Origin of the sequence: Streptomyces pyxinae (assembly GCF_024756275.1) — a bacterium.
GTDB classification, from domain to species: Bacteria; Actinomycetota; Actinomycetes; order Streptomycetales; family Streptomycetaceae; genus Streptomyces; species Streptomyces pyxinae.
This window is the reverse complement of record NZ_JANUGQ010000008.1, coordinates 237212-263191: the sequence shown is the minus strand read 5'-3', so window position 1 is coordinate 263191 and position 25980 is coordinate 237212. Positions and strand designations below refer to the sequence as shown.

The window sequence follows — 25980 nt, the reverse complement described above, 5'->3', positions numbered from 1 at the left end:
CCCCTTGAGTGACCACGAGTGTCCTTGCGAGGTAGGGGCCGCGCAAGAAAGGCAGGTTTTATTTCCCAGGGTGTGGGGGGTGGTGTGAGGGTCGCGTGCAATGGCGCCAAGGGCACAGGGGTGCGAGGGTGGCGGCCGGGGACAGCCAACCCCGGTTGCTGCCGCCGCACTGTCCGGCCCGTCGCCGGGCCGGGGAAGTCACCGCGTGCCGTTGGCCGCGTCGGCGGCGCCCTCGGGGTCCGCAGCCGTCGCCGGCCCGGCGCCCGGCGACGCCTTCCCGAGGTCCGCCTTCCGGGGCTGCCCGCCCCCGGATCCGGCACCGGCCGGGGCGCCGGTCCCCGGGCCGGCCTCGGTCCCGGTTTCCGGACCGGCCTCGGTCCCGGTTTCCTTACCGGCCTCGGTCCCCGGCTCGGTCCCGGCCTTCCCGCCCTCGATTCCGGTCGTCGCCCCGGGCTTCCCGGCCCTCTCCGGCGCGGCTTCGCCGGGCTTCCCCGCCCCGGGCTCCGGCTCCACGGTCTCCTCGCGCCCCGGACGCAGCCGCGCCGAGAGGACGATGTACGCCACCGCCGCCAGGAAGACCAGGATCGCGGTCCAGACGTTCAGCCGGACGCCCAGGACGTGGTGCGCCTCGTCCACCCGCATGTACTCGATCCAGCCGCGTCCCGCGCAGTAGGCGGCGACGTACAGCGCGAAGGCCCGCCCGTGGCCCAGCCGGAAGCGCCGGTCGGCCCACATCACCAGGGCGGCCACGCCCAGGCACCAGAGCGACTCGTAGAGGAAGGTCGGGTGGTAGAGCCCCGCCTCGCGGTTCGGGCCCGCCGAGATGCGCAGCGCCCAGGGGAGGTCGGTGGGCCGCCCGTACAGCTCCTGGTTGAACCAGTTGCCCCAGCGCCCGATGGCCTGGGCGATCACGATGCCGGGCGCGATGGCGTCCGCGTACGCCGGGAGCGGGATGCCCCGGCGGCGGCAGCCGATCCAGGCGCCGAGCGCGCCCAGCGCGATGGCGCCCCAGATGCCGAGCCCGCCCTCCCAGATCTTGAAGGCGTCGACCCAGTCCTCACCCTCGCCGAAGTACAGCTGGTAGTCGGTGATGACGTGGTAGAGCCGGCCGCCGACCAGTCCGAACGGCACCGCCCAGACGGCGATGTCCGCGACGGTGCCGGCTTTGCCGCCCCGGGCGATCCAGCGCTTGTTGCCGAGCCAGACGGCGACGAAGACACCGATGATGATGCAGAAGGCGTAGCCGCGCAGCGGAACCGGTCCCAGGTGGAGGACGCCGGTCGACGGGCTGGGAATGTAGGCAAGGTCCATGGCAGACCAGACGCTACCCTGCCGGGCGGGAGGCGGAACAACCCGCCCGGCAAAGACTGCATAACACCGCACGGGCGCCGCACGGCCGGGGACCGCACCCCGCGCGCCCGTCGCGGCCACGGGGGACGCCGCCGGATCCGTGACCGCCCGGGGCGGACAGGGCCGGGCTCACTCCACGGCGCCGCCGCCCGAGGACGAGCCACCGGAGAAGGACGAGCCGCCCGTGGAGGACGAGCCGCCGGAAGAGGACGACCCGCCGCCGGAGGTGCCAGGTCCCGAGCCCTCCGAGGGCGAGCCCCCGGCCGACGGGGAGCCCTCCGAGGGAACCCCGGAGGCCGGCGCCGAGGCCGGGGCGGAGCTCTGCGCCGAGGGGAAGGCGGTGCCCGGGCGCTTGCCCTTGTTGGCCTCCGCCACCCACTTCTTGAAGTTCTCCAGCGAGATCTGCTCCCCGCCCTTCGACGGGAACACCGACTCCCCGTTGAGCAGCACCGTCGGGGTGCCCTTGAAGTCGCCGTCCCGGAACGCCTGGGCCGACTTCTTCACCCAGCCGTCGTGCCGCCCCTCGGCCACACAGCTCCGGAACGCCGGGGTGTTGAGCCCCGGCACCCGGCCCGCCAGCTCGAAGAGCTTCTCGTCCCCGGCGAAGGCGTCGTCCTGCTCGGCGGGCTGGTTCTGGTACAGCACGTCGTGGTACTCGGCGAACTTTCCGGCGTCCTGGGCGCAGGCGGCGGCGTTGGCCGCGTTGAGCGAGCCGCTGCCGCCCATGTTGCCGTCGATGATGGTGGCCAGGTGGTACTCGACCTTGAGCTGCCCGGACCGCTCCAGCTCATGGACGGTGTCCCGCAGCGCGTTCTCGAACTGGGCGCAGGCCGGGCACCGGAAGTCCTCCCACACCGTGAGCGTGGACGGGGCGTCGGTGGCGCCGACCGGGATGGCCAGGTCGTCCTTGCCCGCCGCCCCGGTCGGCGCGGCCACCGGACCGGAGCCCGGACCGCCGCCGTCCCGGCCCGCGTTGGCGGCGATCAGCCCGGCGACGGCGGCGAGCCCGAGCACCCCGACGACGGCGGCGGAGACGATCAGCGTCCGCCTGCGCCGGTCCCGGCCCTTCTCGCGCTCCCGCTCGGCCTGGAGCCGCTCACGGGCGCTCCCCCGCCGCCCGGGACCGGCTGTGTTTCCCGCGTGTCCCGCGTGTCCCGCATTCCCCGCACTGTCTCTGTTCTTCTCGCTCACGCCCACAGCAACGAACCGGGGAGACGCGGGCGCGCCTCCCCGGTCCAGATCCACCCGTACGGGTTATGCCTTCCGGCGTACGCCCCGGGCCAGTTCGCCCGCCAGTTCCCGTACGGCCGCCAGTCCGGCCGCGTGGTCGTCGGCGTCCAGCAGCCGCTTGACGAAGGCGGAGCCCACGATCACCCCGTCCGCGAAGGCGGCCACCTCGGCGGCCTGCTTCGCGTCGGACACCCCGAGCCCCACGCAGACCGGCAGGTCGGTGGTGGCGCGGGTGCGGCGGACCAGCTCGGCGGCCTGGTGGCCGACCGAGGCGCGGGTGCCGGTGACGCCCATCAGCGAGGCCGCGTAGACGAAGCCGCTGCCAGCCGCCGTGATGGTGGCGAGCCGCTCGTCCCGGCTGCTGGGGGCGACCACGAAGACGGTGGCCAGACCGTGCTTCTCGGCGTGCTCCCGCCAGAGCCCGGACTCCTGGACCGGCAGATCGGGCAGGATGCACCCGGCGCCCCCGGCCTCGGCCAACTCGGCGGTGAAGCGCTCGACGCCGTACCGGTCGACCGGGTTCCAGTAGGTCATCACCAGCACCGGCTTGCCGGTCGCCTCGTGGGCGGCCCGGACCGTCCGCAGCACGTCCGCGATCCGCACCCCGCCGCGCAGCGCGATGTCGTCGGCGGTCTGGATGACCGGGCCGTCCAGCACCGGGTCGCTGTGCGGCAGTCCGACCTCCACGATGTCGGCGCCGCCGTCGAGCACGGCGGTGACGGCCTCGATGCCGCCGTCGACGGTGGGGAAGCCGGCCGGCAGATACGCGATGAGCGCGGCCCGGTTCTCGGCCTTCGCCGCCGCCAGGGTGTCGCTCAGCAGCCGGATGTTCCCGCTCGCACCGCTCGTGCCGGTCGTACCGGTGACCCTGCTCGTGCCGCTCACTTGACGTCCCTCCGGATCTCGGCCGCGCCGTCCTCGGCGGCCGTGTCGGCCTCCACCGGGGCGTCGGTGTCGTAGAGCCCGAAGTACCGGGCGGCGGTGTCCATGTCCTTGTCCCCCCGGCCGGAGAGATTGACCACGATCAGCCCGTCCGGGCCCAGTTCGCGGCCGACCTCCAGGGCCCCGGCGAGCGCGTGCGCCGACTCGATGGCCGGGATGATCCCCTCGGTGCGGGAGAGCAGCCGCAGCGCCCGCATGGCCGCGTCGTCGGTGATCGCCCGGTACTCGCCGCGCCCGCTGTCCTTGAGGTGGGCGTGCTCGGGGCCGACGCCCGGGTAGTCGAGCCCGGCGGAGATCGAGTACGGCTCGGTGATCTGGCCCTCGGCGTCCTGGAGGACGTACGACCGGGAGCCGTGCAGGATGCCGGGCTCGCCCGCCGTGAGGGTGGCCGCGTGCTCGCCGGTCTCCACGCCGTGGCCGGCCGGTTCGCAGCCGATCAGCCGGACGCCGGTGTCCGGGATGAAGGCGTGGAAGAGGCCGATGGCGTTGGAGCCGCCGCCGACGCAGGCGATCGCCGCGTCCGGCAGCCGGCCGGCGCGCTCCAGGAGCTGGCGGCGGGTCTCGGTGCCGATGACCCGGTGGAAGTCGCGGACCATGGCCGGGAAGGGGTGCGGCCCGGCGACGGTGCCGAAGAGATAGTGGGTGCTGTCCACATTGGCGACCCAGTCGCGGAACGCCTCGTTGATGGCGTCCTTGAGGGTACGGCTGCCGGACTTGACCGCGATCACCTCGGCGCCGAGCATCCGCATCCGGGCGACGTTGAGCGCCTGCCGCTCGGTGTCGATCTCGCCCATGTAGATGGTGCAGTCCAGCCCGAAGAGGGCGCAGGCGGTGGCGGTGGCGACGCCGTGCTGTCCGGCGCCGGTCTCCGCGATGACCCGGGACTTGCCCATCCGGCGGGTCAGCAGGGCCTGGCCGAGCACGTTGTTGATCTTGTGTGAGCCGGTGTGGTTGAGGTCCTCACGCTTGAGGAAGACCCGGGCGCCACCGGCCTCCCTGGCGAACCGGGGCACCTCGGTGAGGGCGCTGGGCCGGCCGGTGTAGTTCACCAGCAGCTCGTCCAGCTCGGCGGCGAAGGCGGGGTCGGTCTTGGCCTTGTCGTACTCGACGGCCACCTCGTCCACGGCGGCGACCAGCGCCTCCGGGATGAAGGCACCGCCGAAGGCGCCGAAATACCCGTCGGCGCCGGGGACGGGCCCCTCGGTGTCGGGGACGAAGAATTCACTGGGCATGCGGAAACGCTCCTGTACGGGGCCCTGCGGCCCCCGGACGTGTCGGCTGACGCGAGAAGTGCGGTACGCGTCCCGCCCGTACGGACGCACCACGCCCCGGGCCCCGACAGCCGGTCCGCCCCGGCCGCGGCGGCGCCCTGAGGGACGGCGCCGGGGACGGCGTGGACAGCGGCAGAAGTAAGGGCTCAGCGGGGCGCGGGACGGCGCCGGGCGGGGAGCGGGCGCCATCGCATGCCGTTGACCTGGCCCGGCTCGTCACCGATCACATAGCGCACCCGGCGCCCATGCACCCGGCGCGCGGGCGCCCGGCAGCCGCGCGGCCGGCACCCCCGGGCAAGCCGGGCGTACGCCTCCGGCACCGCGCCCCCGGCCGGCACCGTGCTCCCGGCCGGAGCCGGCCGGGCACGGCCCGCCACCGGGCGCGCGGGCGTCCGGTGCGGCGGGGCGGGGCGGCGGGCGGCGGCCATGGCCCGGGGTCAGCCCCGTCCGTGGCGCAGGGCCGGGTGGGCGCCGGCGGCCACCAGGTCCGCGACGGCGGCCCTCGGGTCGCGGCCGGTCACCAGGGACTCGCCCACCAGCACGGCGTCGGCGCCCTCGTTGGCGTACGCGATCAGATCGTGCGGGCCGCGCACCCCGGACTCGGCCACCCGGACGATGCCGGCCGGGATCTCGGGGGCGACGCGCTCGAAGGTGCCCCGGTCCACCTTCAGGGTCTTGAGGTTACGGGCGTTGACGCCGATCACCCGGGCGCCCGCGGCGACGGCCCGCTCGACCTCGTCCTCGTCGTGCACCTCCACCAGCGGGGTGAGGCCGATGGACTCGGCGCGCTCGATGAGCGACTCCAGCGCGGGCTGCTCCAGGGCCGCCACGATCAGCAGGGCGAGGTCGGCGCCGTACGCCCGGGCCTCCCAGAGCTGGTAGGCGGTGACGATGAAGTCCTTGCGGAGCACCGGGATGTCGACCTTGGCGCGCACCGCCTCCAGGTCGGCCAGCGAGCCGCCGAAGCGCCGCTGCTCGGTGAGAACGGAGATGACGGCGGCGCCGCCCGCCTCGTAGTCGGCGGCGAGTCCGGCCGGGTCCGCGATGGCGGCGAGCGCGCCCTTGGACGGGCTGGAGCGCTTGACCTCGCAGATCACCTGCACGCCCTCGCCACGGAGCGCGGCGGCCCCGTCCCGGGCCTGCGGCGCCTTGGCGGCCCGCTCCTTGAGCTCGTCCAGGGAAACCCGCGCCTGTCGCTCTGCGAGGTCGGCGCGGACGCCGTCGATGATCTCGTCGAGCACACTCACGCGAGAGGCCCCCTTCCGGGACGAAGACGGTGAACACGGTGTCTGCGGTGTCGGCGGTGTCGACACGGACGTCGACGCCGGCGTTCGGCTGTGCGGGTCGGGGGGACTCGGTGCGGGCGAAACGACACGGCACCGGATCGGGCCGCCCTTTTCGATGGTATCCGGCCCGTCGCCCGGAGTCCGCATCCGGTCCACCGGGACCGCCCTGAGCTGCGCGTATCCGTCTGGTCCCGGACCCGGTCACCGATCCCGGCACGGCCCCGGTCACGGCACCGGCACCGGCACGCACTTCACGCGGTCCCGGCACCGACCCGGTCACGGCACCGGCACGCACCCCACGCGCTCCCGGCTACGGAACGAGCGCGGCGCCCAGCGGCAGATTCCGCACCACCGTGAAGACGGCCGCCAGGGCGCCGACCGCCCACCAGACCACGGGCGGCACCGCCACCCTCCCGGCCCGGCCGCGTACCGCCCGTACCAGCCAGACGGCCATCACCACGGCGAAGGCCCCGTACCCGAGGACGGCGAGCGCGTTGTCGGTCAGCGCCGTCGCGAGGTCCCCGTGCGCGAAGGCGTGGGCACTGCGCAGCCCGCCGCAGCCGGGGCAGTACAGCCCGGTGAGCCGGAAGAGCGGGCAGACCGGGTAGTGGCCGGGCTCATTGGGGTCGACCGCCCCGACATACCCGAAGGCGGCACCCACTCCGGCGAGGGTGCCCAGCGGCGCGGCCAGCCGCCGGACGAGCGACGGCGCGGGCGGGACGGGGAGCGGCGGGGCGGGCGGCTGCGGGGGCGCGTTCACCCGGCGATTGTCCCCGCTGCCGCGTCCCCGCGCGAGCAGCGGGCGGCCGGGGCCCGGAACGGCTCCCCGGACCGGCTCTCGCGAGCAGCGGGCGGCCGGCGGCCTCGGGCCGGCTTCCCCGGGCGCGCGGAAAGCGGCCGGACGGACGGCGGCCGGACGGAGAGGGCAGCCGGACGGTCAGCCGGACAGACGGCGGACACCCCGGGCTGGGACCGGCTCCCCGGACAGGGACCGGCTCCCCGGCAGAGCGACAACTGCTCCCCCGGCAGCGAGAAGGCGCGACCCGGCCGGAACCGGACCGCGCCTGCGCACCGGCGCCGAGGAGATCAGGCGGAGGCGGTGTCCCGGCGGGCGGCCTGGGCGCGGGCCTCCACGAGGGCGGGCGACTCCTGCTGGCCCATGCCCGCGAGCTTCATGGCCCAGCCGACCACTCCGCCGAGCAGGATGACGCCGATGCCCACCCAGAAGCCGACCGGGTTCGCCGCCACCATGAAGACACCGGCGACGCAGAAGCCGATGAAGGAGATGATGCTTCCGGTCCAGGCGGCCGGGGTGTGTCCGTGGTCGCTGCCCGCCATGAGTTGCTCCTCGTTGCTGTTGCTCTGTCGGTGAGGACCCGCCGGGGTGCGGACGCTCGGGCACATTCTTCCGCACCCGCGCGATCGAGGTGACCCGGGGGTACACCTGGTGGCGCAGGGTGGTCAGCCCGCGTGGGTCGGGTCCTCGCCGCGGTCGAGCGCCTTCCACAGCTCCTCCGGCCGCTCCGGGTCGGCGCCGGGGCGCGCCGGCCGCGTCCGGCGCGCCCGCGGGCCGCCGTCGCGCTCGTACCGGCCGCCCATGGCGGGCCAGCCGCGCCCGTACCGCAGCGCCAGCAGCCCGGCGACCAGCAGCAGCAGGCTCGCGGCGGCGGTGACGTACGGCCAGGGGGTCTGGGTGAGCGCCTGCACCCGGGCGGCGGCGTCGCCGGTCGTCCGGGCGGCCCGCTCGTTGAGCGCGGCGCGGTCACCGGCGCCGAGCAGCGCGGCGGCGGCGGCCCCGGCACCGCTCAGGGTCAGCAGCAGCGAGACCAGGAAGCGCCCGGCGCGGCGGACCGCGAAGACCGCGACCAGGGCGGCGAGGCCCACGATGGCGAGGGCGGTCGGCACGCCGGTGACATCGCCCCCGGCCGCGTCCAGCGCGACGCTTCCGCCGCCGACCGCCACCCGGCCCTCGGTCCAGGTCTGGCCGGAGGCGAGCAGCACGACGGTGGCGCCGACGGCACCGAGGAGCAGGGCCGCGGCGAGGCTGCGACGGCCGCCGGCGGCCGATGCCTCCAGCGCGCGGGCGGGGCGGGGCTGGGGTACGGATGCGGCAGTCACGTACCCCACTATCCCCTACCGGCTCAGCCGGCGTTCATCCGGTTGGCGGTGTGCACGGCGCGGAGGACCGCCGCCGCCTTGTTCCGGCACTCGGTGTCCTCGGCCACCGGGTCCGAGTCGGCCACCACGCCCGCGCCCGCCTGGACGTAGGCCGTACCGTCCCGGAGCACGGCGGTACGGATGGCGATGGCGGTGTCCGAGTCGCCCGCGAAGTCCAGATAGCCGACGCAGCCGCCGTACAGCCCGCGCCGGGTGGGCTCCAGCTCCTCGATGATCTGGAGGGCCCGGGGCTTGGGGGCGCCGGAGAGGGTGCCGGCCGGGAAGCAGGCGGTGAGCACGTCGAAGGCGGTCCGGTCGGCCGCGACCCGGCCGGTCACCGTGGAGACGATGTGCATCACGTGCGAGTAGCGCTCGATGGACATGAAGTCGACCACCTGGACCGAGCCCGGCTCGCAGACCCGGCCCAGGTCGTTGCGGCCGAGGTCGACCAGCATCAGGTGCTCGGCGCGCTCCTTGGGGTCGGCGATCAGCTCCTCGGCCAGCGCCTGGTCCTCCTGCGGGGTGGCGCCGCGCGGCCGGGTCCCGGCGATCGGGTGCACCATGGCGTGCCCGTCCGCCACCTTGACCAGGGCCTCGGGGCTGGAGCCCACCACGTCGAAGCCGTCGAACCGGAAGAGGTACATGTACGGCGAGGGGTTGGTGGCCCGCAGCACCCGGTAGACGTCCAGGGCGCTCGCCGCGCAGGGCGTCTCGAACCGCTGCGAGGGCACCACCTGGAACGCCTCGCCCGCCCGGATGCGCTCCTTGATGTCCTCCACGGCCCCCTGGTACGCCGCTCCGCCCCAGCGGGCCACGGTCTCCGGCAGCGCCGACTCGGGGAGGGCGACCGGCGGCGCGGCGAGCGGCTGGGCGAGGTCGGCGGCCATGGCGTCGAGCCGGGCGACGGCGTCGTGGTACGCCTCGTCCACGCCGGTGTCCAGGTCGTTGTGGTTGATCGCGTTGGCGATCAGCAGCACGGTGCCGTCCCAGTGGTCGAGCACCGCCAGGTCCGAGGTGAGCAGCATGGTCAGCTCGGGCAGGCCCAGGTCGTCGGCGGCGTGCTCACCGACGCGCTCCAGCCGGCGGACGATGTCGTAGCCGAGGTAGCCGACCATGCCACCGGTGAAGGGCGGCATCCCGGAGGAGAGGTCGCGCGGAGTGTGGAGTTCCGCCACGGTGGCCCGGAGCGCCTCCAGCGGGTCGCCGGCGGTGGGCACGCCGACCGGCGGGGTGCCCAGCCAGTGCGCCTCGCCGTCCCGGACGGTGAGCGCGGCGGCGGAGCGGACGCCGATGAAGGAGTACCGCGACCAGGAGCGGCCGTTCTCGGCGGACTCCAGCAGAAAGGTGCCGGGGCGCTCGGCGGCCAGTTTGCGGTAGAGCCCGACCGGGGTGTCGCCGTCCGCGAGCAGGCGGCGGCTGACGGGAATGACACGGCGGTCGGCGGCCAGCTTGCGGAAGGTCTCCAGATCCATGGCGTCAGACCCTACTGCCCGAGCGGCAGGGCGCCGGCGTCGAAGCAGGTCCGGTCGCCGGTGTGACAGGCGGCGCCCACCTGGTCGACCCTGACCAGCAGGGTGTCGGCGTCGCAGTCGAGCGCGACGGACTTCACGTGCTGGACGTGGCCGGAGGTGTCGCCCTTCACCCAGTACTCCCGGCGGCTGCGGGACCAGTAGGTGCAGCGGCCGGTGGTGAGGGTGCGGTGCAGGGCCTCGTCGTCCATCCAGCCGAGCATCAGCACCTCCCCGGTGTCGTACTGCTGGGCGATGGCCGGCACCAGCCCGTCGGGGCTGCGCTTGAGGCGGGCGGCGATGGCCGGGTCGAGATTGCTGCTCATCCCGCCATTGTGCCGCGCCCCGCGCCGTCCCCCGGCCGGTCGGTCGTAGGCTGGCCGCATGTCGACCCATGCCAAGCGTGAACGTCTGCTGCTCGCTGATCTGTTGGAGGCGGCGGGCCCGGAGGCCCCGACCCTCTGCGAGGGCTGGCGGACCCGGGACCTGGCGGCCCATGTCGTGGTGCGCGAGCGCCGCCCGGACGCCGCCGCCGGACTGCTGATCGGCCCGCTCCGGTCCCGGCTGGAGCAGGTGCAGGCCGAGTACACGGCCAAGCCGTACGAGGAACTGGTCCAGCTGATCCGCACCGGGCCGCCGAGGCTGTCGCCGTACGCGATCAAGCAGGTGGACGAGGGCGCCAACACGGTCGAGTTCTACGTGCACGCCGAGGACGTGCGCCGCGCCCAGCCCGACTGGACCCCGCGCCCGCTGGACCCCGTCTTCGCGGACGCCCTCTGGTCCCGCCTGGAGAAGTCGGCCCGGCTGCTCTGCCGCAAGGCCCCGGCCGGCCTGGTCCTCCGCCGCCCGAACGCCCAGACCGCCGTCGCCCGCCGCGGCACCCCGGTCGTCACCGTGACCGGCGAGCCCGGCGAACTGACCCTGTACGCCTTCGGCCGCCAGTCCGCCGCCCAGGTCACCGAGGACGGCGACCCCGACGCGGTCACCCGCCTCCACGAGACCAAGCAACTCGGCATGTGACCCCACCCGGCGGATGCGGGCCAGGTCCGGGACCTCCTGGCCCCGGGCCTCCTCGCCCCGGGCCTCCCGGGCTCCTTGGCCCCGCCCGCCGGGTGCGGGCCGCCCCCCTGGCCCCCGCACCCGTCGGCGCCGACCGGGTGCGGGACCTCCTGGCCCCCGCCCGGCGGATGCGGGCCGCCCCCTGGCCCCCGCCCGCCGGGTGCGGGACCTCCTGGACCCCTGGCCGGTTGCCTGCCGGCCTTCTGGACGGTGCCCCCTGGAGGTCCCCGAATGGAGCCGCGCCTTCGACGTGACACCGGACGGTCAACCCGCTCCCGGCCCCCGCAGCACCTGAATGAAATCCACCCTTCCGGCCCCCATCCCTGCAGCTCAGCAGGTGTCGGCCCCGCGCATGCGGGGGTGTTCCCTGCAGACCGTACGCCCCGGTCGGCCACGTGCCGTCGGCCCCGCGCATGCGGGGGTGTTCCTGTCCCCGGCCGCCTGCTGCTGGACCCAGGCCGGTCGGCCCCGCGCATGCGGGGGTGTTCCCGATGCGCAGGCGGGGGAGGTAGAGGCCGGGGAGTCGGCCCCGCGCATGCGGGGGTGTTCCGATGATCAGGCCGACGATCACGTTCCGTACGCCGTCGGCCCCGCGCATGCGGGGGTGTTCCCCGCGACCCGCGCCACCGCCGTGTTCTCGGCCAGTCGGCCCCGCGCATGCGGGGGTGTCCCGGAGTTCAGCCTTGTTGCCGGTCAGGGCGGCAAGTCGGCCCTGCGGACGCGGGGGTATTCCATGGCCCGCGATTCTCCTGGACCGGACCGAGCGGGCGCGTCTCTCCCCCACGTGGTGAGCGAAACGGAGGCCCGGTCTCGGGAAGCGCCTGGGGTGGGGCCAGTTGGGTCAGACGGTGAACTTCTCGTGGTCGACGGCCCGCTCCCACACAGCCTCGAACGCGGCGACCACCATCTTCACCACGCCCGGGTCCTCGGTGAACTCGTGACCCGCCCAGTCGCCGTCGCCGGTGAACCAGTGGAACATCACCCGTCGGTCATCGATCAGCCACAGGTCGTTCCCGGGAAGGGCGATGTCGGAGGCGAGACGGCGGGGGAGCCACCGGACGTGCTCACCGACGGCGGCATTGACCGCTGTCAGAGCGTGCTCCCACCGGATGTAATCGGTGACCGGCTCCGAGACGATCCGGGCCCGGCGCATCCGGACGCCTCTGGCGACCGTTTCGCGCACCAACGGCGTCCAGCCCCGCCAGAACGGCGATTCCGGATCAAGGTCGGTACGACCGGTCCGCAGGAACTCCTCGAAGCCGTCCTTCTCGTCGCCAACGCTGTAGATGTCACGCATCTCCAGGTGGACGGCGCTTCGTCGCGCGGACCGCAGCAGCTCAGCGAAGTCCGGCACGCCGTCCTGCGACATCACACGCCTCCTGTGGAATGAGTGCTACGCGAACCGATCGGGCCACCGCTCAGCGCCGGCCGACACCGCTGCGACGCTACCCAAGTCACCTTGAGCGCAGTCCCGTCCACGTCCCAGAAGGCTGGTTCAGAGCCCAGCGGGCCGACTCACGAGGTCCGTGGGGTCGGTATTGGCCCCGCACAACACCACGGCGACCTTCTCCCCGTCCCCCGGCCGGTAGCCCAAGCCCTGGTGGGACGACCCGAGACCGCTGGTGAGGGCAGCCAGGGCAGCGGCAGCGGCGTGTTCGACCGCGATGCGCCGCTGGTCCCAGAGCCTCTGGCGGGCCCGGACGATCTCGCTGTCCGGTACGAGGACGGAGCGCACGCCGTCCTGCTGCGCGGCGTACAGGGCCATGGCGGAGGCGCGGCGGGCCCCGAGGGAGTCGGCCGCGACCGACGCCACCGGCACGTCGACCGGCCGGCCGGCCTCGATCGCGGTGTTCAGCGCACGGCAGTTCTCCGGCTCCACGGCGACGGTACGGATGCCATGGTGCCGGGCGGCCGTCGCTACACCCGCGAACAGCCCGCCGCCACCGACCGCGACGACCACGGTGTCCAGGCCGGGGACCTGCCGGCGGATCTCCTCCAGCAGCGTCCCGGCCCCGGCGGCGATCAGCGGATGGTCGTAGGCGTGCGAGGCGAGCGCGCCGGTCGTCGCGGCGAACTCGTCGCACGCCGCCAGAGCCTCGGCGTACTCGGAACCGACCAGCCGGACCTCAGCGCCGTACTCGCGAAGCCTGGCCGCCTTCACCTCAGGGGCGGTGGCGGGGAGGAAGACCGTAGCCGGAACGCCCTGCTGCTGAGCCGCCCAGGCACAGGCCAGACCGGCATTGCCGCCGGAAGCGATGGTCACCCCGGCGTCGGGCAGAGTGGCGGCGTCGCGGTGAGCCTGAAGGAAGTTCTGCGCACCTCGCGCCTTGAACGAGCCCGTGTGCTGCATGAACTCCAGCGCCAGCCACACGTCACAGGACCGCTCAGGCCGGTCGTCCCGGGAGTCGCGGGCCACACCTGGCTCCATGGGAGCCAGGCTGACGGGTCGGACGCGTCCGGCGATCCGATCGGCGGCGGTCTTGATGTCGCCGTACGTGAGCTGGTGCACTTCGCTTCTCCTGCCGAGAACCGGGACAGACCTCCCGAACCCGGTAGACCCCCTCACCGTACTGCCCATCCCAGCGCCCGGCCCACCCCGAGGAACCAGTAAGGGGATGCGCACACCGGAGGGCCTGGAGTGGATCGCAGCCCTGGAGCGCCTGGAGCGCGCCTCCAGCAGCTCGCGAACGCGTCCCGGCCGCGCGCGGCGCCATTCACACCACCGAAGCCGCCGATCCCGCGCCGTTCCCGCTCCACCCGGTGTGCGCCGGAGGGTGACGGCGCCTCGGATGCGGTGCGCTCGATGCGCACCCTCCCGACCAGATGGGCGGGCCGCGCCGGCTCCCGGACACGGAGCTTGTTACGGCGATCCGCTGAAACACGCCTGGCAGGGGCGGTATTGGCCGTTCCGCAGGGTGCTTCCAGTCATTCCGTCGCATGTGTGACTCCCCTCACTCGGGCCCCGGTAATCACCGCTTATGTTCATCGGGCCCGACCGTCCGAAGATCGAGCAAGGAGTCATGTACATGTTCCTGAAGAAGCGAATAGTGACCATCGGTCTCATGGCGGCACTGGCGCTTCCCGCCACCGCCGCTGTCGCCGGGGAGATCTCCGGCAGCCGTCTGCCCTTCTCCATCGCGACGTCCGGCTCCGCAGAGGACGGCAACCGCTGGAACGGCCCAGGCTCCGGCCACGCCAGGCCGTGCGGGGACGTCCCGGCCTCGCAGCCCAACTCGTTCAGCGCCTACATCTACGAGGACAAGTCGTTCCTGCCCGACCCGCAGGTCGCCTCGACTTCGCGGGCCTATTCTCAGGCTTACGGCTGCGGCGCGTACAAGGGCACCAACGCGGGTGGCAAGTACTACACCAAGGCCACCTGGTCCGGCATCCCTGGTAGCCGAGCCAATGGCTACGTGGCCGCTGAGAACTGACCGGGCGCCGGACCGGACAGACCAGTAGGCAGACCGGAAACCGGACGACAGGCCGGACGAACTGACAGGAAACCGTGTCCGTAGAGAGTTACAGCACCGCGGCCGACAGCGCGCCGACCGCGACCGTCGAGGGCGCCACGGTCCGCTATCGGACCGTGGTCGCCCTCGACGGCGTCCACGCGCAGTTCCACCCCGGCACCACCGCTCTGCTCGGGCCGAACGGTGCGGGCAAGACCACCCTCCTCTCGCTCCTGAGCACCGCCCGGCAGCCGGACCAGGGGACGGTGAGCCTGCTCGGCGCTTCCGTGCGCGGGCGCGCCGGCGTGCGCCAGGTGCGGGAGCGCATTGGCGTACTGCCGCAGTCCTTCGGTTACTATCCGCGCTACACCGTCCGGGAGTTCGTCACGTACGCGGCCTGGTTGCGCCGGGTGCCGCGTGCGGAACGGGCCGAGCGGGTACGCGAGGCGCTGAGCCTGGTGGAGCTGGAGCGGTACGCGGACCGGCGGATGGGCGCTCTGTCCGGCGGCATGCTGCGCCGGGCGGGGATCGCCCAGGCGGTGGTCAATCGCCCGGCCCTGGTCCTGCTGGACGAGCCGACGGTGGGCCTCGACCCGGCCCAGCGAATCGGCTTCCGCACCCTGATCCGGGCGCTCGGAGAGCGTTCGGCAGTGGTAATGAGCACGCATCTGGCGGAGGACGTCGCACAGGTCTGCGACCGCGTACACGTCCTGCTGGAGGGCCGGATGCGCTTCACCGGGACGGCCGCCGAGCTGTGCGCCCAGGCCGACAGCCACGACGGCACGGCGCTGGACGGCTCGGCGGTGGAGGCCGGCTACCTGGCCGTGGTGGAGCGGAACGGGGTGCCGGCATGAAGGTGCTGCTCACCGAGATGCGGCGCGGCGAGGCGGGCAAGGTCGCGCTGCTGTCGGGCGTGGCCGGCGTCTGGTACCTGCTCTCTGCGGACGCGGCGACCAGTGACTGGATCGGCTGGTGGAATCAGGCGAGCATCAAGGTCCAGGTCTTCGGCGTCATCGTGATGGGCTCGCTGATGAGTGCCGCCGCCGCGTGGACGGCGGGCCGCGCCCGGCGCACCCGGGCGGACGCCTGGTCCGACACCACGCCCCGCGGCGGCTGGGCACAGGCGGTGCTGTTGTGGGCAGCAGCCTGGTTGTGGTCACTGCTGGTATATGTGGCAATGGCCGCCGCCGCCTTCCAGCGCACCGCGGCCGTCAGTGAGGTCACCGCGCCGGTGTGGAGCCCGCTGGTGCTGGGCGCTGCGATGACCGGGCTCCAGATCGCGGCGGGCGTCTGTGCGGGCACCCTGTTGCCGTCCCGGATCACCGCGCCGGCCATGGGGGTGCTGTGGTATCTGGTGTTCGTTCTCTTCGCCTTCCTCCCGGGCGTCTCCCTGGCACGACTGTTCCCGGCCATCGACGAGCACTGGGACACCACGTTCCAGCCGCACACGGGCCGGCTGCTGATGGGGGCTCTGTGGTGCGGCGCGGCAGCGCTCGCCCTGCTGGCGCTGCCCGCGCTGGTGCGGCGCGCGTCGCTCTCGCCGGGGCCGCTCGTCGCCGTACCGACTGTTCTGGCGGTGGCGGCCGGCGGAGCGCTGCTGACCTTCCGCGCCCCGGTGTCCGAGCCGTTCTGGGCGGTACGCGCCGAGCAGCCCGCCGAGCCGGCATGTGTGACGGAGGGCCGCGTCCGAGCCTGCCTGTGGCCGGACAACCGGCATCTGCTGCCCCAAGCGCGCGAGGCGGCGCGGGCCGTGGATCGGGCCGTCGGCCCGCTGCCCGGGTTCCGCCACGACTTCCGCCAGACCGGGCTACGCCTGGTGGGACCGGACAGCGCGGAACTCCCGGTGTATCAGCCGGTGCTGGACTCGGGCACGATGACCGAGGCCATGCTGAGCGCCACCCTCCCGTCGCGGCCGGAAGGGTGTGCGCCGCACGTCCTGCCGGAGACCGATGGCTTCCCCGATGCCTTCCTGGTGGAGGCCGTGGTCAACTCCCGTGCCAAGAGGCCCACGCCGTACTACGGGGACCGTTTCGCCAAAGCCCTGGAGCGGGTTCTCGCCGCGCCGGCCGCAGACCAGGACCGCTGGCTGTCCACCGCCGCGGGCGCCGTCGGCGCCTGTCGGCCCGTCCCCGTACCGCCCCGGTGAACCCCGTCCTCGCCTTCGCCCGCAGCCGCAACTTGCCCCGCGCGGTGGCCGGTGCGCTGGTACTGGCCCTGGCCACCGGGGTGTTCGCCGGGACACGGGTCGAGATCCCGGACTTCCGCTACCTGGTCGACTACGGCATTCCGGTGGCGGCGGTCGCACCGGTGGCCCACGCCGTCGTCCTGGGCACTACGCTGCACTCCCCCATGGCCGATCTGGAACACACCGCCGCACAGCCCATGGCCCTCTTCCGGCGCCTGCATCTGCTCGCGCTCACTCTGCTGGCGGCCGCCCTCTCCGCGCTGCCGATGCTCTTCGGGCTGCCCGCCGACGTCGCCGCCGCCTCGGTCCGCAACGCGGTCGGCTATCTGGGCCTGGCCGGGATCAGCGCACGGTTCTTCGGCAGCGGCCTGGCCTGGCTGCTGCCGCTGGGCACCTTCGGTCCCACCCTGCTGCTCGGTGTGGCGCCGGACAACACGCCGGAGTGGTGGGCCTGGTCGATCCACGCGCCGTCCGCCGCCGGGGCCCTGACCACCGCCGCCCTCCTCTGGCTGGTCGCTTTTCTCCTGCCGACCTCTCCACCCCGGGCGGACGACCGCGCGGAGGCGTAGCGCCGAAGGGTGCCGGGGCGCCGCTCATGCTTGTCATCGTGGCCGAAGCCCGTACTCAACGGCCGACGGGCAAACACCCGCGTTCACCCCGGGGAGGTCTCCTCGGGAAGCCCGGCGGCACCAACTGCTGCGCCGAGCACGGCAGTGGCCAGGACCCTGGCGAGGTGTTGAGCGGTGAGGCGGGCCACGATGAACGGTACCTCCGGTGCGAGGGAACGGTTGCGGCATACGACGTAGTACTTCAAGCCTCTCATCGGCCAGCCTCGCAGGCGGCGAAGTTCGGTGGTTGAGGGGTTCGTCGGAGCGGACGCCGATGTCGGCTCCGCACAAAGGGGGTTGTTCCACCGGCATGTGGTCCACCAGGGTGGCGCCCAGGCTTCCGCCGGGGCGGTGGCGTTCTTGTCAGTGAACGTCTGACGCCACGAATCCGATCGGTCATGCTGGACGGATGAGTAGCGAGACCTGCACGGCCTGTGGCGGTACCGGGCTCACCGAGCACGAACAACACACGGTGGAAACGGCCGGCGACGGCACGCAGGCCCCCATCGTGCGCCGATGGACCGGCGCCTGCACCACTTGCGCCGGGACACGCACCACCAGTTAGGAGAGCCATGCGTACCTGGTACGTCTGCTTGGGCTGCGCAGCCCAGTACCTGCCGCCCGAGTCCATGACCTATCCCCGTCTCGACCTGGCCGCCAGCCCGGTGCACTGCTCCGTGCCCGCATGCCGCGTCAAGGCCACGCCACTCATCGAGGGATTCGGCGTATCGGCGGAAACCATTGCCCGGTGGACCCGCAAGGCCGCCGGGCTGGACGGCCGGCGGCGCCCTGCGCGCCCCGCCCGGCGAGCACGGGGTGGCCGAGCGGTCTCCGGCCCTCGCTCAGCCCGCAGCAGGCTGTCCTGACCCCGCCCGCTTCCTCTTCATCCGACCGCCCTGACAGCGGCCTCGGCACAGTCGATGAGAATCTTCTGGCCTGCCATGATCCCGAAGAACAAGTAAATGAAAACCGCCCCTCTTGCTAGCATCACCGCAGCTCAGCAAGTGTCGGCCCCGCGCAGGCGGGGGTGTTCCGAGCCGACGCCTGGGACGGCACACCGGCCCTCGGTCGGCCCCGCGTAGGCGGGGGTGTTCCTGAACGCCAGCAGATGCCGGTCCGCCCCGGTGAGTCGGCCCCGCGCAGGCGGGGGTGTTCCGAGCCCGCGTACTGGTGGGTGTCCGACCATGCGGTCGGCCCCGCGCAGGCGGGGGTGTTCCGGCGGGTATGAGCGACAGGGTGGAGCAGCTGGAGTCGGCCCCGCGCAGGCGGGGGCGTTCCCTATGAACAGGCCCTTGCGCTCGCCACTCGCGGGTCGGCGCCGCTTCGGCCCCGTCGGGCTGCGGCGTCAGGGCAGTTCGGCGCCCCGGAGGGGTGGGCGGGAGAGGGCGTAGAGGCCGGCTGAGGCGCAGATCGCGGCGCTGGCGACGAAGACGGGGGCGACGCCCCACAGGCCGGCGGCCGCTCCGGTGAGGGGGAAGGTCAGGGGGGCGACGCCCAGGCTGAAGAGGCTGGTCACCGAGGTGACGCGGCCCAGGTAGGCCGGGTCGGTGTGGGTCTGCACCAGGGCGTTGCAGAGTACGCCGCTGAGCCCGGCCAGCAGTCCCACGGCGACCGCCGCGCCGACGGCGGCCCACAGTCGCGGCAGCAGGGCCAGCGCGGCGATCGACGCCGAGCCGGGCACCAGGACCCAGGCCAGCACCAGTCCCGCGCGCGGCACCCGGGCCCGTACGGTCAGCAGCAACGACGCCGCGGCCGCGCCCACGCCGAAGCCGGCGAGCACCCAGCCGATGCCGGGGGCGCCCCACCCCCGGGCGTCCGCCAGCAGGGCGAGCCCCACGTTCAGTGGGCCGACGAACCCGAGGTCGCCCAGGGCGATGACCACCACCAGCGGTGCCAGCACCGGGTGTCGCCGCAGATACCGCAGCCCCGCCACCAGATCCCGTACCGCCGTCGAACCCGCCCGCTCGGGGCCGTCGTCGGGCAGCGGCGCCACCCGCAGCCCCAGCAGCAGGGGCAGCGACAACCCGAACAGCAGCGCGGCCACCCCGAAGGCGGCCCAGGCTCCGCCGGTGGCCACCATGAGACCGCCCAGCGGAGCCCCGAGGAGCAGCGCCGTCCGGTGGGCGAGGCCGCGCAGCCCCTGAATCCGGGCCAGTTGACCGGCCGGTGCGATCCGGGCGGGCAGCGCCCCGACCGCCGGCATGAACAGCGCGTCCACCACTCCGAAGAGTACTGCCAGCGCCGCCAGCAGCCACAGCCCCGGGCTCGTGGTGAGCAGCAGCACGGCGACGGCGGCCGTGGCCGCGCACCGGGCGGCGTCGCTCGCCAGCACGACCCGGCGCGGCCCGAACCGGTCGGCCACCACTCCCCCGCCGAGCATCAGCACGGCACGCGGCAGCGCGCTCACCGCCATCACGGCCCCCGCCTGGGCGGGTGTCCCGCTCCGTACGGCGGCCCAGGACAGGGCCAGGTAGTAGACGCTGTCCCCGACGGTGGAAGCGGTGTACGCGCCGAGCCAGCGCAACACCGCGGGATCCCGATGAGCGGGCCGGTGCACGGCAGTTGGCGCCTGTTCGGGCGCCCGGAGCTTCTCCATGCCCGCACCCTTGATCCACTCACCGGCCCGCGCAACCGCTTTTGCCCGCCCGGGGAATCAGGCCCAGGCGACGGGGAGGGTGGCCGGCTTGGTGAAGAACAGGTCCAGCTCCCAGGGGATGTCGTACTCGGAGACGGCCAGGAGCAGGCCGGGGAAGCGGGTGAACAGGGCCTCGTAGGCGGTGGTCAGGAACATCCGGGCCAGCGCGGCTCCGAGGCAGAAGTGAGGGCCGGCGCCGAAGGTGGCGGTGCCGTCGGTCCGGCGGTGGATGTTGAACTTGGCCGGGTTGGGATAGTGCGCCGGGTCCCAGGTCGCGCCCAGCATCGGGGTGCAGACGCCGTCACCCTTCGCGATGGTCACACCGTGCAGGCGTACGTCCTCGGTCGCGACGCGCGGCAGGCCCAGTACGCCGTTGTGGTGGTAGCGCAGGACTTCCTCGACGGCCCGGGGCCAGAGCGCAGGATCGTTTATGCAGGCTCTGAGCTGGCGGGGATGGACAAGGAGGGTGACCACGCCGGTGCCCAGCGGGGAGACCAGGGGTTCGGAGCCGGTGACGAACAAGTACGCCACTGTGCCCTGGAGTTCGCTCTCACTGATCTCTCCGGCCGCCCGCGCCCGGATGAGTGCCTCGATCGGCCCCCGGTCGTTTCCGCCTCGGTCCTCACGGCGTTTGGCCTCGATCACCTCGCCGGTGAACTCGATGACGGCCCGGGTGGCCGCGGCGATCTCCCCCGCACTGACCGCGAGGTTGGTCTGGGTGCGGAAGTAGGAGTGGTAGGCGTCCCGTTGCTCCACCGGCACCCGCAGGATCTCCGAGCTCACCGCGAGCGGCAGCGGAGCCGTGTACGCGGGCACCAGGTCCGCCGGGTTGGGGCCCTCGGCCATCGCGTCCAGCAGTCGGGCGGCGTGCCGCCGCACCATGGGCCGGTACGACTCGGCACCGGCGCGGGTGTAGAAGTGGCTGATCACGCGCCGCACCCGGGTGTGATCGGGCGGGTCCAGGTTGAAGATCCCACCGGCCATGGAGGTGAAGTCCTCCCCCACGAACCGTGGCGCTCCCTCGTAGACCAGGTTCCGGGAGAAGCGCGCGTCGGTGAGAACCTGGGCGATGTCGGTCTTGCGGGTCACCATCCACACCTGGGTGCCCGAGGGCAGCCGGACCGGGCATACGGGGCGGTACTTGCGCGCCCAGGCCAGAACCGGGGGCGGGGTGCCCAGTTCGCCCGGCGGGAACGGGTACCGCAGGGGTAGGTCCGGATCAGCGGTCGCGGTCTTGGCGGCGGTCATGGGGGAAGCCTTCCTGATCGGTTCCGGCGGGGGTCACCACCGCGTAGCCCTGTCCCGGAGCCGGCCGCAGACCACGGGCCTCGCCGGTGATCAGGGGTTCGAGGAGGTCCATCGGACGGTGGTAGACGAAGAGCGAGGTCGTGGTCCCGAACACCGCGGGTCCGTCGACGACCAGGGGAAGTTCGGCGATCGTGTAGCTGACGGCCCGGTCGATCTGTGCCTCGCTGGGCTCGGTCCCGGCGGCATGCCGCACCGCGGCCCGAGCGGTGGCCCGGCAGACCCGGCGTACCGCCGGATCCGTCCGGTAGGCGTGCTCGGCGCGGGCCCGGGAGGCGGCGTACTGCGGACGCCCGGCCAGTTGGGTCCAGGTGTGCAGATGCCGGTCCGGGCCGTCGACACCGGCTCGCTCCAGGGCCCGGCGCGCGGGAGTGCGCAACTGGCTCAGTGCCCTGCGGGTGCGGTGCACCGCTTCCGGCGCGGTGAACCCCGCCGCGGTGAGGGTGTGGGCGGCCTCGTAGCCGGGGACGAAGACGTCCACCCGGCGGAAGACCGAGCAGGCCCAGTCGATCAGGGCCTCGATGGCGCGGGGTCTGTAGTAGCCGTTCCACGGGGACAGGCCCAGGACCACGGACTCGGCCCGCTCCACCAGAATGGCGCTCTCCGGTGAACAGTGCCGGACCAGGAAACGTGACGTCATGAGGTGCACCTTCCGACGAGTGCGCGGGCGTGGGGATCGTCGTCTCGTGCCGTTGGGCGGAGTGAGGTCGTGGGACGCGGCGGGGGACGGACGGGGACGTGCCCTATCTCCTCCGGTCGGCCGCGCCGGCGCCCGGGGGCGGGCCGGCCACGGCATCGAGGACGAGCGCGTGCGGGCAGGCCAGGTAGGCGCGCCAGAACTCGGCGCCGTGCAGCCCGGTCCCTTCCTCGGAGACCTCGGGCCGGGTCCATGAGACGTGGGTGAAGCCGGCTCGGCGCAGGGCCTGTTCGTGTGCCGCGACGGACCAGATGAAGAAGTCCACGTCGAGCACCTCACGGCCGATCCAGGCCGTCAGGTGACCGGTGCCGCCTTCCCCACGCGGTGTGGGCGCGGTCAACCGCATGCCGTAGGGCCGGTACCAGCCGGGGTCCTCGGCGAAGTCGGGGTTGAGGGTGGCGGCCACGAACCGGCCGCCCTCCGGGCGCAGTGCCCGCCGCGCCGTCGCGCACATCCCTGCGAGCGCGTCCCTCGTCGGCGCGTACGGCAGTACGTACACGGCGGTGACCACGTCGAACTGGCCGTCCAACTCCGGCAGTTCCCCGGCGGCATTGCCCACCGCGTAGGACACCCCGAGCCCTTCGCGCTCTTCCCGCCGCCGCGCGTGAGCGATCATCTCTCCGGACTCGTCCACACCGGCCACCCTCGCCGCACCCAGGGAGCGCAGCCGCCGCACGTACGTCCCGCTGCCGCAGCCCAGGTCGAGAACCGACAGGCCACCGACCTCACCCACGGTTCGCAGGAAGCTGTGGGCCTCGATGTGCTCACGGAACGGCATTTCCGCCATGCTGGCCTCGTACGCCGCCACCGCCGCGTCGAACTGACTCTCCATGGTGAGCTCCCTCGGGCAGATCAGGCGTTCGACACGAACGGCCGGCCTCTCATGGACGCATCGGGCGACTCACCCCCGTGTGGAGTCGCGCCGGCGGTGGGCTGCATCTCCTAACAAACTCGTCCCGGCCACGGACAACAACCCGCCGGGAGAGCCCACGAGCCCCTTGATGAGGCATTGACTTGGCGCGGCCGATGCCCCGGCGCACGCTTTGGCGGCGAATGCGCCCCCTCCGTGCGCGGTTGCACCTCACCATGCGCCCCAGGCACCTGTCTCGGATCCACGTCACCCCGGCGCAGCCCGATCCGCCAGGTCCCAGGGGTCAGGACGGGGAAGCGTCCTACCGGCTCCCGGGATCGTCGGGGGCCGAACGCTGGTGGTCCGTACGCCTGCCGGCCTCGGCAACTGCCCGCCGGATCAGCTCCCGGCGTACGTCCCTGGGGGCTTGGGCCCGGAGACGAGCGAGACGCCGGCGCGCTTGTTCCGGCGACCTCCATTCCGGAGGCATGGCGGCTTCCACCCGGGCCCGCGCGGCGTCCAGCGCCTGGTGGAGCTGGCGCTGGGAGACATGGCGGCACCAGAGGTCTTCGGCCCACCGGACGGGCCGCATGAGCCGTTCGCGCACGCTGGGGCGGGGCGGGTTGAGGAGCCGCTCCAGGTTGCGCCGCACGTTCCGCTGCTCCTCGGTGAGCGGCGGCCTCGCCCGCTTGAACCTCAGCACAGCTCCAGCTCCGCCCACACCGTCTTGCCGACCACGAGCGGGTCCACGCCCCAGCGCGTGGCGAGGGCGGCGACGATGGCGAGCCCCCGTCCGTGCTGCTCCTCATCCCCCGCCTCGCGCTGCCGCGGCAGCAGCTCGCCGCGCGGGTCCGTGACGGCGATCCGCAACGTCTTGTCCTCCAGCCGGAGTTCCACCCGGAACAACCGGTCCGGGACCCCGCCGTGCAGCAGCGCGTTGGCGGCGAGTTCCCCTGCCAGGAGGGCCGCGTCCCCGGCCAGTTCGGGACTGCCCCAGTCCGCCAGCAGCCGCGCCACACGACGACGGGCCAGGGACACGTTCCGCTTGCTCGGGACGTAGGACATCGAGTCGGTCAGAGCACCAACGGCCATGAACACACCTCCAGTGGGCGTATCGGGCGGTGGCATGCCGCGTCCGCGCAGCGCGCAGCGGTGCACTTCCGCCTCTCGGCTCCGCTCAGCGAGCGGCTGCGTACCGAAGGTAGCGGGCCAAATCAATGTGCATCAAGTCACGCGGGCATAGAATTCTCTCGAACTGGAGTTGTGGGTGGAACCGGTTCCCCGCGAGACTGTGACGGCCCGTCAGAAGGTAGGAGCAGATGGCTGGAACGAATCCCGATCGCGGAGTATCCGTATCGACCGTGCTCGGCCGTCGCCTGGGCGGCGAACTGCTGCGGATGCGGGAGGCTTGCGGCCTGCGCCAGGCGGCTGCGGCGGAGGCGCTCACCGCATCGGTGGCCAAGGTCGCCAAGATGGAGCGTGGACTTGTACCCATGCGCGACCCGGACGTGCGTGCGCTGTGCCATCTCTACGGGGAGCACGACGAGGAGGCCATAAGCCGACTCCTGGAGCTGGCCAAGACGGATCGAGGCCGCCGCAAGGCGAAGGGATGGTGGAACCAGTACCCCGAGCTGGGCTCGTTGATCGAGTATGTGGCGCTGGAGGACATCGCGAGAGGTGTTCGGACCTGGCAGGGCTCCATGGTGCCGGGTCTGTTGCAGACACCGGCCTACGCGCACGCATTGGCGGTAGGCAACGCCTACTGGGAAGACCCTGAAGAGATCGAAAGGTTCGTCGCGGCAAAGATGGCGCGCCAAGGGCGCCTGTCCGACAGTGCGCCCTTAGAACTTTGGGCCGTTGTGGGCGAAGGGGCGCTGCGGCAGCTCGTGGGAGGCCGCGAGGTGATGCGCGAGCAGCTCACGCACCTGGTCGATGTCTCCGAGTTGCCAAACGTCAAGCTCCAGGTGGTGCCGTTTCTCGCGGGCTCGCACCCCGGCCTGTCCAGCACTTTCAGCATCGTGACCTTCGCTGACGCAGGCGCGATGGACGTGGTCTATGCGGAAACCACGTCGTCTATCCTGTGGTTGGAGAGCCAGGCCGACGCCCTGAGGCATGACAGAACGTTCGACCGCATTGTCCGTAACGGGCTCGTGCCGCAGGACTCGATCGCTCTGATCAAGGAAATCCGCAGGGAGCTGTAAAGCATGCCGCCGTTCGAGTTCGTGAAGTCGACTTACACCATGGGCAACGGCGAGTGCGTCGAAGTCGCCCTCAACGTCCCCGACGCCGTCGCCGTACGGGACAGCAAGCGGCCCGCCGGGCCGGTCATTCGGATGGCGCCCGCTTCATGGGACGCCTTCCGGGCCGGCCTCCGGGGCGAGGCGTAGCCCGGCAACGTGAGCCCCTGGTCCGTATTCCGGGCCGGGGGCTCAGTCGTGGGCGGCCGGGAGGGCCTCGGCGGCCAGGTTCAGCAGGAGGGCGCGGGAGTTCGCGAGGGGCGAGTGCTCGTGGAGGGCGAGCAGGTGACGTACGCGCAGGGGGTCGCCGGTCAGGGGCCGCATGACGACGCCCTCGCGGGGACGGGCGGAACCCTGGCCGACGGCCACGCCCTGGCCCCGGGCCACCAGGTCGATGAGGGCGCCGAAGTCCGCGAGGCGGTGCCGCACCCGGGGGACGAACCCGGCCGCCGCGCAGACCGCGACGAGCGCGCCGGCGTCGTCGGCGCCCGGGTCCTCCGGGAGCAGCAGCCAGTTCTCGGCGGCCAGGTCCGGAAGGTCGATCCGGGACCGGGCGGCGAGCGGGTGGGCGGCGGGCAGCACCACCACGACCGGCTCCGTGCCGACCAGGGTGAGGGCGACGTGCTCGGGCGCGGGGGCGCCGAAGCCCGCCACGTCCATGACGAAGCCGGCGTCGGCCGTACGGGCGGTGACCGCCGCCAGGACCTCGCCGGGGCCGCCGTACAGGGTCAGCTCCACGGGGTGGGGCAGCGAGCCTGGCAGCAGCGGGGCGAGGTGGCCGGGGATCGGGCCGGGGCAGCAGCCGATGGTGACCGGTCCGCCGGTGCCGGGTCCGTTCGGCGGAGTGCGCCACGCCTGAATGCGGTCGGCGCTGGCCAGGGCCTCCCGGGCGTGGGCGAGGACCAGCCGCCCGGCCTCGGTGGGGACGGCACCCCGGGGCGTCCGGTGGAAGACAGGACCGCCGACCTCCCCCTCGACCGCCTTGAGTTGGGCGGACAGGGTGGACGGCGCGAGCATCATCGCGGCGGCGGCCCGTTTCATGCTGCCCATCTCGGCGATGGCCAGCAGCATCCGCAGATGGCGCAGTTTCAGCTCCATGGCCGTGCGAGCGTAGTCCCGAGGCTCATGTCATGGCCACGCTCGTCCGTATGCCGGAAAGTCCGTGGCCGGGCCGGTGCGGCATACCGGCCCGGCCACGGGAGCCGCCGGGG

The 25980-nt window shown here is 73.2% G+C and carries 27 protein-coding genes and 2 CRISPR repeat arrays; of the genes, 7 read left to right on the top strand and 20 right to left on the bottom strand.

Annotated features, from left to right (window positions below; translation table 11 throughout):
• Positions 1 to 198 precede the first annotated feature (198 nt).
• The 11 genes from lgt to hisI all read right to left on the bottom strand — a co-directional run bounded on the left by lgt (position 199) and on the right by hisI (position 10070).
• Positions 199 to 1311 (bottom strand): prolipoprotein diacylglyceryl transferase, encoded by a 1113-nt coding sequence (gene lgt / locus NX801_RS12565; protein ID WP_258787605.1) that lies wholly within the window; start codon positions 1309 to 1311, stop codon positions 199 to 201.
• 168 nt (positions 1312 to 1479) lie between these two features.
• Positions 1480 to 2589 carry a DsbA family protein gene (locus NX801_RS12560; protein ID WP_258787638.1) on the bottom strand — a complete coding sequence of 370 codons (1110 nt, stop codon included), beginning with the start codon at positions 2587 to 2589 and terminating at the stop codon, positions 1480 to 1482.
• Positions 2590 to 2604: 15 nt separating this feature from the next.
• Positions 2605 to 3465, bottom strand: coding sequence for a tryptophan synthase subunit alpha (gene trpA, locus NX801_RS12555; RefSeq protein ID WP_258787603.1), 861 nt, complete (start codon positions 3463 to 3465; stop codon positions 2605 to 2607).
• Positions 3462 to 4754: a tryptophan synthase subunit beta gene (gene trpB, locus NX801_RS12550; RefSeq protein ID WP_258787602.1), complete on the bottom strand. Its 1293-nt coding sequence runs from the start codon at positions 4752 to 4754 to the stop codon at positions 3462 to 3464. The genes trpA and trpB overlap by 4 nt, the downstream gene beginning before the upstream one ends.
• A gap of 185 nt (positions 4755 to 4939) precedes the next feature.
• Complete coding sequence (gene trpM, locus NX801_RS12545; protein WP_428986127.1) at positions 4940 to 5221, bottom strand: tryptophan biosynthesis modulator TrpM; 282 nt, start codon at positions 5219 to 5221, stop codon at positions 4940 to 4942.
• A gap of 9 nt (positions 5222 to 5230) precedes the next feature.
• Positions 5231 to 6040 carry an indole-3-glycerol phosphate synthase TrpC gene (gene trpC / locus NX801_RS12540; protein WP_258787601.1) on the bottom strand — a complete coding sequence of 270 codons (810 nt, stop codon included), beginning with the start codon at positions 6038 to 6040 and terminating at the stop codon, positions 5231 to 5233.
• A 349-nt stretch (positions 6041 to 6389) separates the two neighbouring features.
• Positions 6390 to 6839, bottom strand: a complete 450-nt coding sequence (locus tag NX801_RS12535; RefSeq protein ID WP_258787600.1) for a DUF2752 domain-containing protein — start codon at positions 6837 to 6839, stop codon at positions 6390 to 6392.
• A 326-nt stretch (positions 6840 to 7165) separates the two neighbouring features.
• Positions 7166 to 7417, bottom strand: coding sequence for an HGxxPAAW family protein (locus tag NX801_RS12530; protein WP_258787599.1), 252 nt, complete (start codon positions 7415 to 7417; stop codon positions 7166 to 7168).
• Positions 7418 to 7540: 123 nt separating this feature from the next.
• Positions 7541 to 8206, bottom strand: a complete 666-nt coding sequence (locus NX801_RS12525) for a TIGR02234 family membrane protein (protein WP_258787598.1) — start codon at positions 8204 to 8206, stop codon at positions 7541 to 7543.
• A gap of 14 nt (positions 8207 to 8220) precedes the next feature.
• Complete coding sequence (locus NX801_RS12520) at positions 8221 to 9708, bottom strand: anthranilate synthase component I (protein ID WP_258787594.1); 1488 nt, start codon at positions 9706 to 9708, stop codon at positions 8221 to 8223.
• Positions 9709 to 9719: 11 nt separating this feature from the next.
• Positions 9720 to 10070, bottom strand: coding sequence for a phosphoribosyl-AMP cyclohydrolase (gene hisI / locus NX801_RS12515; protein WP_258787593.1), 351 nt, complete (start codon positions 10068 to 10070; stop codon positions 9720 to 9722).
• A 58-nt stretch (positions 10071 to 10128) separates the two neighbouring features.
• Between hisI and NX801_RS12510 the strand changes: the two genes are divergently transcribed.
• A complete protein-coding gene (locus NX801_RS12510; protein ID WP_258787591.1) occupies positions 10129 to 10764 on the top strand; it encodes a TIGR03085 family metal-binding protein in 636 nt (211 codons plus the stop codon).
• A 378-nt stretch (positions 10765 to 11142) separates the two neighbouring features.
• Positions 11143 to 11536: a CRISPR direct-repeat array (repeat unit 28 nt; unit sequence GTCGGCCCCGCGCATGCGGGGGTGTTCC).
• 108 nt (positions 11537 to 11644) lie between these two features.
• Here NX801_RS12510 and NX801_RS12500 read toward each other — a convergent pair.
• Both NX801_RS12500 and NX801_RS12495 read right to left on the bottom strand, forming a co-directional pair.
• On the bottom strand, positions 11645 to 12172 hold the full coding sequence (locus tag NX801_RS12500; RefSeq protein WP_258787589.1) for a DUF6879 family protein: 528 nt from the start codon (positions 12170 to 12172) through the stop codon (positions 11645 to 11647).
• A 126-nt stretch (positions 12173 to 12298) separates the two neighbouring features.
• Positions 12299 to 13312, bottom strand: coding sequence for a threonine/serine dehydratase (locus NX801_RS12495; RefSeq protein ID WP_258787588.1), 1014 nt, complete (start codon positions 13310 to 13312; stop codon positions 12299 to 12301).
• A 517-nt stretch (positions 13313 to 13829) separates the two neighbouring features.
• Here NX801_RS12495 and NX801_RS12490 point away from each other — a divergent pair.
• From NX801_RS12490 to NX801_RS12475, 4 genes are all read left to right on the top strand, one after another.
• Positions 13830 to 14234: a hypothetical protein gene (locus NX801_RS12490; RefSeq protein ID WP_258787584.1), complete on the top strand. Its 405-nt coding sequence runs from the start codon at positions 13830 to 13832 to the stop codon at positions 14232 to 14234.
• A gap of 74 nt (positions 14235 to 14308) precedes the next feature.
• Entirely contained in the window at positions 14309 to 15106 is a 798-nt protein-coding gene (locus tag NX801_RS12485; RefSeq protein ID WP_258787583.1) for an ATP-binding cassette domain-containing protein, read from the top strand.
• Positions 15103 to 16398 carry a hypothetical protein gene (locus NX801_RS12480; RefSeq protein WP_258787582.1) on the top strand — a complete coding sequence of 432 codons (1296 nt, stop codon included), beginning with the start codon at positions 15103 to 15105 and terminating at the stop codon, positions 16396 to 16398. The genes NX801_RS12485 and NX801_RS12480 overlap by 4 nt, the downstream gene beginning before the upstream one ends.
• Positions 16395 to 17006, top strand: coding sequence for a hypothetical protein (locus tag NX801_RS12475; protein ID WP_258787581.1), 612 nt, complete (start codon positions 16395 to 16397; stop codon positions 17004 to 17006). The genes NX801_RS12480 and NX801_RS12475 overlap by 4 nt, the downstream gene beginning before the upstream one ends.
• Positions 17007 to 18051: 1045 nt before the next feature.
• A CRISPR array of direct repeats spans positions 18052 to 18324; the repeat unit is 29 nt; unit sequence GTCGGCCCCGCGCAGGCGGGGGTGTTCCG.
• 66 nt (positions 18325 to 18390) lie between these two features.
• Here NX801_RS12475 and NX801_RS12470 read toward each other — a convergent pair.
• The 6 genes from NX801_RS12470 to NX801_RS12445 form a co-directional block, all read right to left on the bottom strand.
• Positions 18391 to 19641, bottom strand: coding sequence for an MFS transporter (locus NX801_RS12470; RefSeq protein WP_258787580.1), 1251 nt, complete (start codon positions 19639 to 19641; stop codon positions 18391 to 18393).
• Positions 19642 to 19698: 57 nt separating this feature from the next.
• Complete coding sequence (locus NX801_RS12465) at positions 19699 to 20928, bottom strand: cytochrome P450 (protein WP_258787578.1); 1230 nt, start codon at positions 20926 to 20928, stop codon at positions 19699 to 19701.
• A complete protein-coding gene (locus tag NX801_RS12460; RefSeq protein ID WP_258787577.1) occupies positions 20900 to 21625 on the bottom strand; it encodes a tRNA-dependent cyclodipeptide synthase in 726 nt (241 codons plus the stop codon). Before NX801_RS12460 ends, NX801_RS12465 begins: the two co-directional genes overlap by 29 nt.
• 103 nt (positions 21626 to 21728) lie before the next feature.
• Positions 21729 to 22514, bottom strand: a complete 786-nt coding sequence (locus tag NX801_RS12455; RefSeq protein ID WP_258787576.1) for a class I SAM-dependent methyltransferase — start codon at positions 22512 to 22514, stop codon at positions 21729 to 21731.
• Positions 22515 to 22854: 340 nt separating this feature from the next.
• On the bottom strand, positions 22855 to 23235 hold the full coding sequence (locus NX801_RS12450; protein ID WP_258787575.1) for a hypothetical protein: 381 nt from the start codon (positions 23233 to 23235) through the stop codon (positions 22855 to 22857).
• Entirely contained in the window at positions 23229 to 23624 is a 396-nt protein-coding gene (locus NX801_RS12445) for an ATP-binding protein (protein ID WP_258787574.1), read from the bottom strand. Before NX801_RS12445 ends, NX801_RS12450 begins: the two co-directional genes overlap by 7 nt.
• A gap of 227 nt (positions 23625 to 23851) precedes the next feature.
• Between NX801_RS12445 and NX801_RS12440 the strand changes: the two genes are divergently transcribed.
• Positions 23852 to 24733: a helix-turn-helix domain-containing protein gene (locus NX801_RS12440; protein ID WP_258787573.1), complete on the top strand. Its 882-nt coding sequence runs from the start codon at positions 23852 to 23854 to the stop codon at positions 24731 to 24733.
• A gap of 3 nt (positions 24734 to 24736) precedes the next feature.
• Positions 24737 to 24919: a DUF397 domain-containing protein gene (locus NX801_RS12435; RefSeq protein ID WP_258787572.1), complete on the top strand. Its 183-nt coding sequence runs from the start codon at positions 24737 to 24739 to the stop codon at positions 24917 to 24919.
• A gap of 42 nt (positions 24920 to 24961) precedes the next feature.
• On the opposite strand, the gene NX801_RS12430 is transcribed toward NX801_RS12435, so the two are convergent.
• Positions 24962 to 25867 (bottom strand): LysR family transcriptional regulator, encoded by a 906-nt coding sequence (locus NX801_RS12430; RefSeq protein ID WP_258787571.1) that lies wholly within the window; start codon positions 25865 to 25867, stop codon positions 24962 to 24964.
• Positions 25868 to 25980: the final 113 nt, after the last annotated feature.